This window comes from Paenibacillus jiangxiensis (assembly GCF_046098255.1).
GTDB classification, from domain to species: Bacteria; Bacillota; Bacilli; order Paenibacillales; family Paenibacillaceae; genus Paenibacillus; species Paenibacillus jiagnxiensis.
The window spans coordinates 1-14,609 of sequence record NZ_JBJURI010000046.1 but is presented as its reverse complement, the minus strand read 5'-3'; the positions used below and the strand labels follow the sequence as shown (position 1 = coordinate 14,609).

The following is a 14,609-nucleotide window of genomic DNA, read 5'->3' as shown; positions in this document are numbered from 1 at the left end:
CAAAATCGACTCAGAAGTAATACAATGAAGCTATTCGAAAGTATAAAATATTTGTCATGGTTAATCGAGGTGCTGAAATGATGACCGAGCCGTATTTTGAATCCAACCGGTCCCAATCCGGGTCGATCCACTATCCTTATGAAAGCATGATCCACTTCGGTAAAGAGCCGCGCTGCCTTGTGGAACCCCACTGGCATCTGTATATTGAAATCTTATATTTTCTTTCCGGCAAGGCCAAGGTTTATTTGGGAGGCAAATGCCATGTCCTTGGGCAAGGCGATCTGATTCTGATTCATTCCCATGAAACGCATTCGATTTATTCCTTGGATGACAAGGTCTCTTATATCGTCGTTAAATTTGATCCCGAGATTCTGTATTCGACTTCCCGGACCATTCTGGAATCAAAATATATTCTGCCGTTTACCCTAGCCGAATCCAGTAGTCAGCGAGTTTTTACCGAGCCAGAAATTAACGATACGCCAATTCCCGGCATGATCTGGGAGATTTACAATGAATTCAGCGCCAAAAGCTTTGGCTTCGAGCTTGCCGTGCGTACCCTCATCTGCCGCGTTTTTTTATGGTTCCTGCGCCAGACCCGCCACCAGCATTGGAACTGGGAGGTGGCGCATTCGCTGAATGACAGCGACTACCAGATGCTGCAGAAAGTGTTCGAATATATCGACTATAACTATATGAACGATATTAATGCCCAAACCGCCGCCCGCCTGTGCAATATGAGCTACAGCTATTTTTCCAGAAGATTCAAGGCAATCATGGGCAAAACATTCACCAATTATTTGAGCTACATCCGGATTACCGAGGCGGAGAAACTCCTCCTCACAACAGATAAAAGCATGACCGATATCGCGCTGGAAGTCGGTTTTTCTAGCTCCAGCTATTTCATCCAGCAGTTCAGAAAATACAAAGATATTTCTCCCTACCATTTCCGTAAAAAAGGAAAAGCCTGACACGTGGAGTCAGGCTTTTCAGCGAGTAGCACAGGTTTCAATTAGGCGACCTCTGGTCTCAAAATTATTCTTCTGTCTGAATTCATCCCCGAAATTGTTGTAATACCCTTTATGCCCCAGCACTTTAGCGGTAACCTTCCATAAGACTGGTCGCGCATCCAAAGGCGAATTCTCTGCGGGCAAATAAAAGTGTGGTGGTGACCACATTCAGTCGAAAAACTCCTACAAATAATCACCTTTGAATCCATGATCATCTGTAGGAGTTTATTTTCATTTATCTATACTCAGTTTTTATCCATCCATTGAAAATGGAACGTTCCTTCGCGGTCTGTCCGCTGGAAGGTATGGGCTCCGAAGTAGTCGCGTTGAGCCTGCAGCAGGTTGGCTGGCAGACGCTCGGAACGATAGCTGTCATAATAAGCCAGAGCGGATGCGAAAGCAGGAACCGGAATGCCTCTTGTTACGGCAATCGCTACAACTTTTCTCCATGCTTCCTGATAGCTTTCAATTACTCCGCCGAAGTAATCGTCCAGGAACAGGTTTTTCAGCTCAGGGTTGCGGTCATATGCATCCTTGATGTTTTGCAGGAATCTGGCGCGGATAATGCAGCCGCCGCGGAAGATCATCGCAATTTTGCCATAGTCGAGGTTCCAGTTATATTCTTCGGATGCGGCTCTCATTTGTGCAAAGCCTTGCGCATAGGAAGCGATTTTGCTCGCATACAGCGCTTTGCGGACTGCCTCGATAAGTTCTTTGGCATCGCCGTCATAGTTTGCCGCAGCAGGACCGTTCAACTTTTTGCTTGCCGCCACACGCTCTTCCTTCATGGCCGAGATGAAGCGGGAGAATACGGATTCCGTAATAATGGAGAGCGGTACACCAAGATCCAGAGAGCTTTGGCTGGTCCATTTGCCTGTTCCCTTTTGGCCTGCAGAATCGAGAATCACATCAACCATCGGTTTGCCGGTTTCAGGGTCAGTCTTGGAGAAAATGTCAGCCGTAATTTCGATCAGGTAGCTGTCCAGCTCGCCTTTGTTCCATTCGGAGAAGATTTCATGCAGCTCGTTGGTGCTCACATTCAATACATCCTTCAGGATGTGGTACGCTTCCCCGATCAGCTGCATATCGCCGTACTCGATGCCGTTATGCACCATTTTCACATAGTGGCCGGCGCCGTCCGGTCCGATATAGGTCGAACAAGCATCCCCATTCACTTTCGCGGAAATGGCTGTCAGGATAGGCTCTACCAGCTCATACGCTTCCTTCTGGCCGCCAGGCATGATGGCAGGACCCTTTAATGCGCCCTCTTCGCCGCCGGACACACCCGCCCCAATAAAGCGAATTCCTTTGTCCGACAATTCTTTATTTCTTCTTTGCGTATCAGGGAAATAGGCATTGCCGCCGTCAATCAGAATGTCTCCCTGATCCAGGTGAGGCACCAGCTGATTGATCGTGTCATCTGTTGGCTGTCCAGCTTTAACCATAATTAATATTCTGCGGGGTACTTCGAGAGATTGAACAAATTCTTCGATGCTGTATGTACCCGCAAAGTTTTTCCCCGGGCTTTCTTCCAAAAGCTCCTTCGTTTTTTCGGCAGAACGGTTATATAAAGAGACCGAGAATCCCTTGCTTTCGATATTCAGGGCCAGGTTTTTACCCATGACCGCCAGACCAACGACACCAATTTGTTGTTTGCTCATAGTCCTATCCTCTTTTCTTAATTAATCTATATTAAAGACGATGTGTCTGGCGGCCTTTCTGTTTAAGCACGGCCGCCGCACCGTCTGAATTTCGGATGTGTTGAATGATGCTTACTGAACTGCTTTTTTCCAGTCAGCCGCAAATTTCTCCAGACCTTGATCTGTCAATGGATGCTTGGAGATTTGTTCGATGACGGAGAACGGAACAGTAGCGATATGAGCGCCGGCCATAGCTACACGGGTAACGTGGTCCGGATGTCTGACGGAAGCCGCGATAATTTGCGCATCCAGGTTGTGGATACGGAACAGTTCAGCAACTTTGACAATCAGCTGCACACCATCTTCCGAAATATCGTCCAGGCGGCCCAGGAATGGAGAAACATAGGTAGCGCCTGCGCGAGCAGCCAGCAGAGCCTGGTTAGATGTGAAAATCAGCGTTACGTTCGTTTTCACGCCTTTTTTCGTCAGGTAGCGGCAAGCCTCAAGGCCAGGCAGTGTCATAGGCAGCTTGATGGTAATGTTTTTATCGTTGTTGTTGATTTTGATCAGCTCTTCAGCCTGGGCAATCATTTCTTCGGCGGTTACCGCATCAGGAGTAACCTCTGCGGATACCGATTCCACCTCAGGCACAGCCTGCAAAATTTCTTCAATCCGTTTTTCAAAGGATACGCCTTCTTTAACTACGAGGGAAGGGTTTGTTGTTACACCGGACAAAACGCCGATTTTGTATGCTTTCTTAATGTCTTCCAGGTTTGCAGTGTCTACAAAAAATTTCATTGTAAATTACCTCCAATAAGTATGTGATTAATATATATAAATTAAGGGGTTACCAGGGAATATTCAGTGCTTTTGATGTTCTCTTCATCTTTGGAGTCAAACCACCAGTGATGGCCGTCCCTTGCGAGCAGCTTATCCGCTTCGGCGGGTCCGTAGCTGCCTGCCGCATAAGGATACAGCGGAACGAGATTTTCCTCGAAGGTTTCCAGGATCGGCTGCACCCACTGCCAGGACAATTCAACTTCGTCCCAATGGGCAAAATACGTTGCATCGCCATTGATCGCGTCATAAATCAGGTTTTCATACGCCTCCGGCAGATCCGCCCGGCTCGAGTGCAGCTCGATATTCGCAGGCTTGATCTCCCCTTTATGTTGAGGATCGTTCATATTCAACTGCAGCGTGATGCTTTCATCCGGACTCATCTCGATGACGAGCAGATTTGGCCGCAAGGAGCTGTCCTTGGCTGAACCCAATTGCGCTAACGGATCTTTAAATTCGATGACAATCCGTGTGGACTTCTCTTTCATTCTTTTGCCTGTGCGAATGTAGAAAGGAACGCCCTTCCAGAAATAATCATCGATCTGCAATTTCGCCGCGATAAAGGTATCGTTCATGGAATCCGGGGCAATTCCGTGCTCGGAGGTATAACCGGCTACCGGCACACCCTTGATGCTTCCTTCCCGGTATTGGCCGCGGATGATATTCAGACTGACATCCTGCTTGCGGATCGGCTCCAGAGCTTTGACGACCTGTTTCTTCTTCTCGCGCATCTGATCAATGGTGCTGTCATGCGGAAGCTGGATCGCCGTCATCATGAGCAGCTGCAGCATATGGTTTTGGAACATGTCGCGCAGCGCGCCTACATGATCATAATAACCCGCTCTTTCTTCCACGCCCACCGTTTCATTGGCGGTAATCTGGACGTTGGAGATATAGCGGTTTTTCAGCAGGGCCTGCAGGACAGGGTTCGTTGCCCGCAGCGTTTCAAGTCCCTGCACCATCGGTTTGCCGAGATAGTGGTCAATACGGTACACTTCGTCTTCCGAGAATGATTTACTCAGGTTCTCCTGAAGCTCGCGGGCCGACTTGAGATCATGGCCAAACGGCTTTTCAATGACAAGGCGTTTCCAGCCTTGGGTTGAACCAAGTCCACTTGCCTGAATGTTGGCTGCGATCGGTTCGAAAAACTCAGGTCCAACAGACAGGTAAAAGAGACGATTTTGCGGAATGCCCAATTCATGCTCCCGCTTCTCCACCAGCTGCAGCAGCTTTTCGTAATCTTCTTTACGGCCGATATCCAGCACGCTGAAACGGAACGCCTGCACAAATTGCTTGATTTTGGCTCCATCCGCCCCTTCCCGTCTGGAGAATTCGCGCAGCGACTGCTCGACATTCGCCTGGAAGGTTTCATCAGACCATTCTCTCCGTCCAAGTCCAATCAGGGAAAAGGACTTCGGCAGCTTCTGATCGATGAACAGATTATATAAAGCGGGATATATTTTTCTTTTGGCAAGATCGCCTGTTGCTCCAAACAAAATAAAGGTTGTTGGCTCCATCTTCCTTACTCCTTCCAAAGAGCTGCTTATCTCCCGCGTGGCAAAGGTGACTATGCTGCTTTTCATTGACGGTTGTTTTTTGGCAAGCTCTGGTTTGTTCTTTCTGGTTCTACTATAATACTTTTAGAAGCCATATAAGTAATTGATAAATTTAAGAGGAGATATAGATCACATTTATGAGTATAAATTATGAGCTTTACAAAGTTTTTTATTGGGCGGCCAAAACAGGCAGCCTGTCCCAGGCAGCCAAGGCTTTGTATCTCACCCAACCCAGCGTCAGCCATGCAATCAAGCAGTTGGAGGACAGCTTCGGCATCACGCTGTTTCACAGAAATGCCAAAGGCGTGATTCTTACGCAGGAGGGTGCTGTTCTATATTCCTATATCGAGCAATCGCAAATTTTAATCACTTTGGCCGAGGAAAGAATGGCTGCGCTGAAAAATCTGGAGAGCGGCGAGCTGCGGGTCGGCGGCAGTGAATCGCTGTTCAAGCATTATCTGCTTCCTTTCATAGAGAAATTCCATGAACAGTACCCTGAAGTCAGATTGCAGCTCAACCACGGGACGACTCCGGAAATTATCTCTTTTCTTAAAGAAGGCAGAATTGATTTGGGCGTTGTGCGCATGCCGATTGTTGATCCCCAATTGGACGTCAAGGAAAGCTTTCAGTTGAGGGAGTGCTTTGTGGCGGGAGAGCGGTATAACGAGCTGAAACACGAGGTTTTGCCATTGGAAAAGCTGCAGCAGTACCCGGTCATATTGTTCTCACGCAACAGCCGGGTACGGGTGGGCATTACGGAGCTGTTCGAAAGCTACGGCTACCATCTGAAGCCGGATATCGAGGTCGGAAGTGTGGATCTGCTCATCGAGTTTGCGCGGCGCGGCCTCGGAATATCCTACGTGACCAGAGAGTTTGTGACAAAGGAGCTTGAGGAGGGATCCCTGTTCGAAATTCAGTTGGACGTGAAGCTGCCTCCTTCGCGCGTGGGCATCATGACCATGCAGAACTTGCCGTTGTCCAGTGCGGCCAACAAATTCATTGAACTTCTGCTGGAAAAGGATTTATGTGATTAATGCCAATATAATTAACGCTAAAAGACCGCTTGCCTTGGTTAAGGTTAAGCGGTCTGTCCTTCTGTATCGTTCATGTTCATGAAGACACCGACTTGCTGGCGGCAGTATTTGAGAGGACACTGTTTCCTTCCACCAGCGTTGCAGGGAGGAAATCCTGCCGATTGATGAACTCGCCCTCCATCATATCGAGAAGTCTCTGGATGGCAAGTTCGCCGAGCGCCTTCTCGTCTTGGAGAATACGGGTGAAATTCCAGCTCTGCAGGCTGGGCTCCGGCCCGTCAAAGCATAAAATGGACAGATCCTCAGGGACGCGCAGACCGAGTTGCTCTGCCGCTCTCTTGGCCAAAACCGCGATATTATACTCCATGGCGAATAAGGCGGTGATGTGTGGATTGCGCACCAGATGCCTTTTGATTAGCTCGATATCCTGATCCATCGTTGCACCGGAGGAGGGCTGAGTGCTCTCGATCGCGGTAAGCCACAGCTGCCTGTCCACGACCGCGTTTCTCTCCGCATAGGCCTGCACGATCCCGTCCAAACGGTCTTCCACCGTCGTAATTCCGATCGGACGCGGCGACACAATTCCGATATGCACGTGACCCAGGCCAAATAAGTATTCCACTCCCATTTTGGCGGCCGCTGTATTATCAGTGGACACAGAGGTCGCGGCGACCCCCTTGAAGCATCTGTCGATCAGGACAAACGGAAAGCGGTTGACCACCATTTTTAAAATTTCCGAGCTGTAATGCTCCGCTTCCGCCGGATAAATAAGAAGCCCGTCAACGCCGAATTCCAGCAGCTCTTTGATCATTTTTTCCTCTTTGGCAGGCTGCCCCAGGGAACGCTTCAAAATCACGAAGCATTTGCCGTCAGAGGCTTCCTCAATACTTGAAATAAGCTTCGTTCCATAGGTATCGTCGAAGGCGGTCACGATCAGACCAAACAGCGGTTTGCGCTCGTTGTCCTGCACGATCCGGCTTGCCCCCTGATCTCCCGACACGAATGTGCCTTTTCCTCGCTGCCGGTATACTGTACCGTCCTCAACCAATTTCTCCAATGCTTTCTTGCTTGTAATCCGGCTGACGCGGAAGTCTTCAGACAGCTCCTTTTCCGATGGAACACGGTCGCCTGCCTTGTATTTTCCGGACACGATGTCCTGCTTCAATGCCTGGTATACTTGTTCATATAAAGCTTTCATCCCAGCCTCCACCTCATAGCCTATCGGGAATCGGGCGCATCCCTCTCTATTTTAAAGAGCCCTTCAAGTATAATTACCTCTCTATTATACCGGAAGGGCTGTTGGCTCGTTTATTTTTTTAGCTGTATGAGAAAGGTTTTGATTTCATAGGGCTTGATGTCAAAGGAGAATGGCCCTTGCTCGGGAGCGCCGTCTGCGGCTCTCTCCAGCAGATCGCACTCCTGCCAGGAGACGACGTTCAACCCGCTGCTGATCTCCACCCGTCCTCTAGCCCCTGCAAATTCATGCAGCCGAACGACGACATGCTCGCCTTCTTCCGCTTTTTTAACGGCATCGATCATGACGTGATCACAGTTCAGCGAGAACATGGACAGGCTGGCGGTCCGTCCCTCGATAGCGGTAAGCGGGTTATTGAGATCCCATGCTTCCCGGACCGTCCCGCCCTCATACCAGCCGGATGCATGCGGAAGCAGTGCATACGTAAATACATGCTCGCCCTGATCCGCCTGCACATCCGGGTAAGTCGCCGATTTCAGCAGAGTCAGGCGCATCACATTGTCCTTGATATCATGACCGTATTTGCAATCATTCAGCAGGCTGACTCCATAACCGGTTTCAGACAGATCCGCCCATTGATGACCCACCGTTTCAAAGCGCGCGTAGTCCCAGCTCGTATTCCAATGAGTCGGCCGCTTGACGTTGCCGTACTGAATGTCATAGGTCGCTTCCGTTGCCCGCACATCCACGGTGAAGGCCGCTTTCAACAGCTGATCCTGCTCGTGCCAATCGATGTGTGTTTCAAAATCGATACGTGGGCTGACTGTATACAGAACCATATTCTGTGTGATCACGGACCGGTTATACGACCAGATGAACTGAATGACGGTGCGGACCGGCCCGTTCTCGATGACGTTGCACCCGGTTAATTCGGTAATTTCCTTCATCTTCTCCTGGTAATAAATTTCGATATCCCAGGCATCATACTGCATCGGTTTATCCTCGAATACCTGCAGCACATTGCCTCTGGCCCCTGGAGCCAGCACATCTCGCCCGTTTTTCACATCAAAAATGCGGGTCAATTGGCCGTTCTCATTCCATGTAACTTCATAATAAGGAGTTATAACAGAGTTGTTCGTGATCCGGAATACAGAATCATCCTGTTTCTCTTCACCTTGTTCGCAGGTAATGACTGTAGCTCCCATTGACGGGATCTGTTCCAGCTGCACGAGCCAGCTCCCATCGGCGGTCTGCTGGGACTGCAAGAGGGCACCGTTCTCATTTTTCCAGACCAGCTCTTCACCGCCCTGGCCGGCAACCTGAACGATACCTCTGCGGCTCCAGGAGCCGGAATTGAAGACGGTAAAAGATCGCGGATCATCTCCATTTATGAGCCCTTTGACCGCTTCCGACAGAGCCCCGCTTGCGAGACGTTCAGCCTCTTCGTATTCGGCCCTGCTGTCCTCGTACACCTCCCGGATCGATGAGCCTGGAATAATGTCATGGAACTGGTTGCGCAGCACGATTTTCCAGCTATCCTCAAGCTCCCGCGCCGGATAGGCTGACCAGTCACCAGACACGACGCTTTGCAATACGCTTCTCCATTCCGTTTCACGCAGCAGCAGCTCCATTTTCCGATTCATGCGCTTGTTGTATGCCTGGCTCGTGTAGGTGCCGCGATGGTACTCCAGGTACAGCTCGCCGTCCCAGGTGTGCACATACTGGTCCGTATGCTCGACCGTTTCATATAGACGGGCAAAAAATTCGTCCGCTCTTCCCGTCTTCACTGCCGGCAGGCCGGGCATCCGATCCAGCCGTCTGCGCATTTCCAGCATCTCGCGGTTGACACCGCCTCCTCCGTCCCCATAGCCGTAGGAGAGCAGCAGCTCCTGGTTCACCGCCTTGTCGCGGTACACCTCCCAGCTTCCCTTCACAGTACGGGGTGTAATGCGCCCGTTGTAGGTATAGAACCAATACTCGTCTTCAGGTGTCGTAATAAAATGGGTGAGAATTTCCGTGCCGTCAATGCCCCGCCATTTAAACGTATCATGCGGCATTTTGTTGAACTGGCTCCAGCTGATTTTGGTCGTCATAAATGTGCGGATTCCCGATTTGACCAAAATCTGCGGCAAGGCCCAGCTATATCCGAATACATCAGGGAGCCATAAATATTCGCATTCCCTGCCGTACTGTTCCCGGAAAAATTTTGTTCCATAGAGCAGCTGCCTTACCAACGATTCACCGGAAGTGAGGTTGCAGTCCGCCTCCAGCCACATGCCTCCGTCCGTCTCCCAGCGCCCTTCCTGCACCCGCTTACCGAGCTGTTCGTAAAGGTCCGGGTAATCCTTCCGGATATAATCGTACAATTGCGGCTGAGTCTGAAGAAAGATATATTCCGGAAAAAGCTCCATCAGCCGCAGCACGGTCGAGAAGGAACGGGCGGCCTTTTCCCTGGTGTGTTTCAACCGCCACAGCCATGCCACATCGATGTGCGTATGGCCGATACAGGTCACAGTGACCGGGTAATGCTTCGGAATTTTCTCAATCGCTTCATTTAAACTGGAGCCCGCACGGTATACGCTCTCGTAGAACGCATCCGTTCCCGGAGCGGACCAGTCGAGCAACAGAAAAGCCTGATCCAGGGCTTTTAACAACGTTTGCCTTTCCGGCTGCGTCTCCGGCAAATAATTGACAGTATCAAGAGCGGCTTTGGCCGTAAAGTACAAATCATCTGTCCTTGTATCCAGACAAGCAATATACGCCGTTTTGATCTGATGCTCCTGAATTGTCGGTTTGCCGCCACCCTCCAATCCCGACCACAGCCTGAAGCACAGATGCAGACTGGTGCCCGCCAGCTCGTCGCTGATGAACACCTCCTGATGATTCATGTCCACCCCCTGATAGGGCTCACCATTCAGATAAAGCAGGGATTCAAAGCCGGAATTGCCGCCCCCGCCCGTTTTACCGATGTCGAATACACCGACGATTTTTTCACTTTTCCAATCTGCCGGAATCTCGGCATCCGCCTTGATCCATATATATTTGTCCCGCCCTTCCCAGCGGTCTCCTGTATTCATAACAGACCATTCTCCCTCTTGAGGAGGACGCTGGCCTACGGCTCCTTCCCTGTCCAGTTGAGCCTGGAAGGAGGCAATAGGCCGGATATTGCGATAACGCCATGAGCTCAATTCACGAATACGGCGTTCAAGCTTTTCAATCGTCCAAAACATACGTGCAGCTCCCTTCATCGTTGAATCTTCAACCCTTGGATGCACCACCGAGGCTGAATCCTTTTGACATATAGCGCTGTGAGAAGATATACAACACAACGGCCGGCATCGTATAAATCAGCGAAAATGCCGCAAGCTTGCCGTATTCCACCATGCCGTAGCTGCCGAAGAACTGATAAATGCTGACGGAAGCGGGGAAATTCTCCGGTGTCTGAATCAGAATGTAGGGAACGAAGAAGTTGCCCCAGCTTCCTGAGAATGTAAAAATAGCAACAGTACAGATACCTGGCACCATCAACGGGGCCACAATTTTCCGCAGCCCTGTCCATATCGCGGCGCCATCCACCCAAGCGGACTCCTCCAGTTCAAGCGGCACGGCATCCATGAAATTTTTCATCATCCATATCCCGTAAGGCAGACCGGATGCCGTCAGAAACAGCATTGTGCCTATAATGGAGTCGTCCAGCTTCAAGTAAATAAACAGCTGATATACAGGTACCATCACCGCCGTAATCGGCAGCGAGGTCATGAAGAGAATGGTGTACATAAACGGCTTTTTGTACTTCAGACTGTAGCGCGACAGCGGATAAGCCGCCAACCCTGCGATGACCACGACCAGTACGGCTTGCCCGAAGGACAAAAGCAGTCCGATGATAAAAGAGCGAATATTCGCAGGGTCCGTAAGGATCGACGTAAAATTTTGCAGTGTCAAGGAGTTCGGAATTTTCAAAGCCTGCTGCGCAGCGGGGTCAACCGAAGCCAAAATCACCCACAGCAGCGGCAGCAGAAACATCACCCCTATAAGCGTCAGAATGATATAGGGGACGGTTTTTTCAGCTTTAAAACGATTCATCGTGAATTCACCCGCCTTTCCCTATACTTTGACGTTCATGGACCGCATGTACACCAGGCTCGCCAGGATGCCGATCAGCAGCAGGATCAGGGAAATCGCTGTACCGTAACCAAGCTGATAATTGACAAAAGCCTGATTATACATAAAAATCGGCAGCGTCTGTGTGGCCGTACCCGGCCCGCCTCCTGTCATGGCATAGATCAGGGTGAATACGCCCAGCGTCTGCAGCGTCACCAGAATCATGTTCGTTACAATGGAGCCCTTGACCGTTGGGATAACGACCCGGGTAAGCACCTGGAACCGGCTCGCGCCGTCAATGACCGCCGCTTCCTCAATCGTTTTGGGTACATCATCGAGCGCAGCCTGGAACACCATCATGGAAAAAGCGGTGCCATGCCATATATTAGCCACGATCACACTCACCATTGGGAAGGTATACAGCCAGGCTACCGGCTGCAGCCCGGCATATCCGAGGATGGCATTCAAGGTGCCGTTATCGCTAAGAAAGGCTACCCAGCAAAAGGCCACCACAATTTCCGGAGTAACCCAGCCCGCGATGACGATAATGCCGATCAAACGCCGGAATGTCGGATTTCTTTCTTTCATGAGCAGGGCCAGTATAAACCCTAAAATCTGCTGTCCCAGCACAGCCGATGCCAGCAAAAACAGGATTGTATTCACCATGCTGATCCGAAAATTCGGATCCTGGAACATCGCCGTGAAGTTTTGGAAGCCGACAAACTGTATGTTTTGCGCAGCAGTGCCCGTCAAGGACAGGTTCGTAAATGCAAAATAGAACGTCAACAGAATCGGTCCGGCAAAAAAGACAAGCAGCAGCAGCCACGCGGGAAATAAGAACAGAACCGACCTGAGCGCCGTATAATCCCGCTTGGCTGAGCGGTCCGTCCGTACCGTTCCGGAAACAGCCGGATTTGCAGCCACAGTAACACTCCTCTCTTGTTCATCTGCTGGTTAGCGTGTAGTAACAAGATCCTCGCCCACAATTTTCGTGACATTCGTCTGATACTGCTCGGCAGCCTGTTCAGGTGTCAATCTTCCTGTGACGACATCCTCAACCAGCGTTTGAATCTGGGTCGATACTGAAGGATATTTATCCACGGCCGGACGGAAATGGGTGTTCTTCAGGAAAGCGGAGGCTTCCTTGAACATAGGAATCGCCTGGTACTTCGGATCTTCGGATACGTCACTGCGTGGAGACAGATTGTTCTCCTTTAACAGGAGGGACAGATTGTGCTCCTTGTTGGACGCGACCTTGATAAATTCCCATGCCAGTTCTTTATTGTCCGAATTTTTCGGAATGGACCAGGCCCAGCCGCCGGACATGGACACAGAGCCGGGGGCCTGCCCTTTTTCCGTCGGCATTGCTGCAAAACCTATAACATCCTTGGACTCCGGCCATGGAGCAGAGCCGCCCTCGCCCCAGGTGCCGATCTGCCAAACACCGTCAAGACCGATAGCCAGCTTGCCCTTCGGCATGAGCTGCTGGTAAGCAACCGCACCCGCCTGACCGTTCAATACCTGGGACAGATTCGGCCCGAGCTTTTGCTTGTAGACCTGGTCGATAAATTTGAACGTATTCGTCAGCCCTTCGCTCTTCACAATCCATTTCTTGGACTCCGTGTCATACAGTGGGTCTCCTGTTCCGTACAGCAGCATTTCAAATGTCTGCATGGAGGTGGCTTCCCCGGTCGCTTTGCCTGAGTTCATCCAGAGCGGAACGACATCCGCAGGCAGTTTTTCCTTGATCGTTTTGGCGGCTGTCAAAATGTCATCCCACGTCTTGGGTTCCCATGGAACCGGAAGACCAGCCTGCTGGAACAGTTCCTTGTTATACCACAGCCCACGGGCATCGGTATTATAAGGTACTCCGTATACTTTGCCGTCCTGGGCGATGACCCCGTTTTTGACGTTCTCGGTAAACTGTTCCCACTCGCTCCAGCCTTTCACCTTGTCATCCAGCGGCTCCAGATAACCTGCGCTGGCATCCGAGTTGACCATGAACGTATCCTCTGTCACCACATCCGGCGCCGTATTGGCGGATTTCAGCATCAGAGCAACCTTGGCAAAATAATCGCCTTCCGACACATTCAGCGGTGACAGCTTTACTTCCGCATCCGGATGCGCTTTTTTGAATTCCGGAATGACCTCCTGCTCCAGCCACTGCGTTAAGGCCTGATTGGCTCCTCCGCCGGAGCGGAACGTAATGCTGATTACATTTTTATCACTTTCCCCGCCGCCAGCATTCGTACCCGAGCCTCCACTAGAGCAAGCCGTGCTTAACAATAAGCCCCCCGTTACCAAACAAATTGCCGCCAATCTCTTGTATCTGCTCAATCCCATCAGAATCTCCCCGTTTCCGCAATGGTATAGGTAATAGCCTGCCTTACGAAGTAAACGCTTACAATTCTGTAGAAAAAAATTTATTCCTGCCTGGGCAATACGTTAGTTATCAAGTTTCTTTGAATAGAATTTATGTATGCACTGCATCTCCCCCTTCACTTTCTAATGTGATTGGGTAAACCTGGTACATAAATAATCTACTTGGTATAGATGTTATATGTCAATATGCCTTTTGGTGTTTTCGTTCTCTTTATTCTCCAATAACTTTTTTTGAAACAGTGATTAGTCCTCACTTTTCGCAACTGACATCCTACAACTGTCTGGAAGTTTCTTACCCCAATTAAATTCGACAATTTATTTCTTACGTAAATACAATTTTCGATTTTTCAAGCTACAACCTGACCTTGAGATACGAAACAAGGAAAGCTTGGGCCGGATAAAGAGGCTTGAAGCTTTCCTTGTTTCGTTAGCTAATTATTCAATATCGCCGCCAGCTCTCCATTGCATTTCATAATTCCCTGAGCGTAGCCCTTGTGAAAAAGAGTCCAAGTTATTCCACTGCAAACTTTTACCAGCGCCCACAGTCTTAGTAATGTATAATTTCCCGCTGTCTTTATGTACTAGGCTAAAAGTAATGGTTGACCTACCTCTGTTTTTCACAAAAATTTTAAGATGTCCGTATCCAGGATCTATTTCAAAGCGAGTTACTGGGTCCTTTCTGTCGAACATGTCCTCAAACACATCTCTTGATTTTTGAGGAATTATTGCATCAAATAAACTTGAAATTTTCAACTCAATAAGATTACAATATCCACAAAAAGACGGTGTAAAATTGTTTGTGTACCAATATTTGTGATCTAGTCGGATCATAAAAAAGTAGGGTATTCTCGGGATTG

The 14,609-nt window shown here is 49.8% G+C and carries 10 protein-coding genes and 1 pseudogene; 2 read left to right on the top strand and 9 right to left on the bottom strand.

Annotated features, from left to right (window positions below):
• Nucleotides 1–56: 56 nt before the first annotated feature.
• Nucleotides 57–968: a helix-turn-helix transcriptional regulator gene (locus tag ACI1P2_RS29160; RefSeq protein ID WP_408976376.1), complete on the top strand. Its 912-nt coding sequence runs from the start codon at nt 57–59 to the stop codon at nt 966–968.
• A gap of 284 nt (nt 969–1,252) precedes the next feature.
• Here the strand turns inward: ACI1P2_RS29160 and gndA are convergent, their stop codons facing one another.
• The 3 genes from gndA to zwf form a co-directional block, all read right to left on the bottom strand.
• On the bottom strand, nt 1,253–2,668 hold the full coding sequence (gene gndA, locus ACI1P2_RS29155; protein WP_355326676.1) for an NADP-dependent phosphogluconate dehydrogenase: 1,416 nt from the start codon (nt 2,666–2,668) through the stop codon (nt 1,253–1,255).
• 111 nt (nt 2,669–2,779) lie between these two features.
• Complete coding sequence (gene fsa / locus ACI1P2_RS29150) at nt 2,780–3,445, bottom strand: fructose-6-phosphate aldolase (protein WP_355326673.1); 666 nt, start codon at nt 3,443–3,445, stop codon at nt 2,780–2,782.
• Nucleotides 3,446–3,486: 41 nt separating this feature from the next.
• Nucleotides 3,487–5,001 carry a glucose-6-phosphate dehydrogenase gene (gene zwf, locus ACI1P2_RS29145; RefSeq protein ID WP_355326670.1) on the bottom strand — a complete coding sequence of 505 codons (1,515 nt, stop codon included), beginning with the start codon at nt 4,999–5,001 and terminating at the stop codon, nt 3,487–3,489.
• A gap of 176 nt (nt 5,002–5,177) precedes the next feature.
• Here zwf and ACI1P2_RS29140 point away from each other — a divergent pair, with 176 nt between their 5' ends.
• Nucleotides 5,178–6,074, top strand: coding sequence for a LysR family transcriptional regulator (locus ACI1P2_RS29140; RefSeq protein WP_355326667.1), 897 nt, complete (start codon nt 5,178–5,180; stop codon nt 6,072–6,074).
• 76 nt (nt 6,075–6,150) lie between these two features.
• Here ACI1P2_RS29140 and ACI1P2_RS29135 read toward each other — a convergent pair whose 3' ends face one another.
• From ACI1P2_RS29135 to ACI1P2_RS29110, 6 genes and pseudogenes are all read right to left on the bottom strand, one after another.
• Complete coding sequence (locus tag ACI1P2_RS29135; protein WP_355326664.1) at nt 6,151–7,272, bottom strand: GntR family transcriptional regulator; 1,122 nt, start codon at nt 7,270–7,272, stop codon at nt 6,151–6,153.
• A gap of 110 nt (nt 7,273–7,382) precedes the next feature.
• Nucleotides 7,383–10,499, bottom strand: a complete 3,117-nt coding sequence (locus ACI1P2_RS29130) for an alpha-mannosidase (RefSeq protein WP_355326661.1) — start codon at nt 10,497–10,499, stop codon at nt 7,383–7,385.
• A gap of 28 nt (nt 10,500–10,527) precedes the next feature.
• Nucleotides 10,528–11,352 (bottom strand): carbohydrate ABC transporter permease, encoded by an 825-nt coding sequence (locus ACI1P2_RS29125; protein ID WP_355326658.1) that lies wholly within the window; start codon nt 11,350–11,352, stop codon nt 10,528–10,530.
• 21 nt (nt 11,353–11,373) lie between these two features.
• Nucleotides 11,374–12,294, bottom strand: coding sequence for a carbohydrate ABC transporter permease (locus ACI1P2_RS29120; RefSeq protein WP_408976375.1), 921 nt, complete (start codon nt 12,292–12,294; stop codon nt 11,374–11,376).
• Nucleotides 12,295–12,324: 30 nt separating this feature from the next.
• On the bottom strand, nt 12,325–13,713 hold the full coding sequence (locus ACI1P2_RS29115) for an ABC transporter substrate-binding protein (protein ID WP_355326655.1): 1,389 nt from the start codon (nt 13,711–13,713) through the stop codon (nt 12,325–12,327).
• A 474-nt stretch (nt 13,714–14,187) separates the two neighbouring features.
• Nucleotides 14,188–14,609, bottom strand: a pseudogene (locus ACI1P2_RS29110) (hypothetical protein); the annotation flags it as partial.

Coding starts and splice junctions, on each gene's coding strand:
- ACI1P2_RS29130 (WP_355326661.1), bottom strand. CDS start 10,499: ATGTTTTGGACGATTGAAAAGCTTGAACGCCGTATTCGTGAATTGAGC.
- fsa (WP_355326673.1), bottom strand. CDS start 3,445: ATGAAATTTTTTGTAGACACTGCAAACCTGGAAGACATTAAGAAAGCA.
- ACI1P2_RS29160 (WP_408976376.1), top strand. CDS start 57: ATGGTTAATCGAGGTGCTGAAATGATGACCGAGCCGTATTTTGAATCC.
- ACI1P2_RS29115 (WP_355326655.1), bottom strand. CDS start 13,713: ATGGGATTGAGCAGATACAAGAGATTGGCGGCAATTTGTTTGGTAACG.
- ACI1P2_RS29135 (WP_355326664.1), bottom strand. CDS start 7,272: ATGAAAGCTTTATATGAACAAGTATACCAGGCATTGAAGCAGGACATC.
- zwf (WP_355326670.1), bottom strand. CDS start 5,001: ATGGAGCCAACAACCTTTATTTTGTTTGGAGCAACAGGCGATCTTGCC.
- gndA (WP_355326676.1), bottom strand. CDS start 2,668: ATGAGCAAACAACAAATTGGTGTCGTTGGTCTGGCGGTCATGGGTAAA.
- ACI1P2_RS29125 (WP_355326658.1), bottom strand. CDS start 11,352: ATGAATCGTTTTAAAGCTGAAAAAACCGTCCCCTATATCATTCTGACG.
- ACI1P2_RS29140 (WP_355326667.1), top strand. CDS start 5,178: ATGAGTATAAATTATGAGCTTTACAAAGTTTTTTATTGGGCGGCCAAA.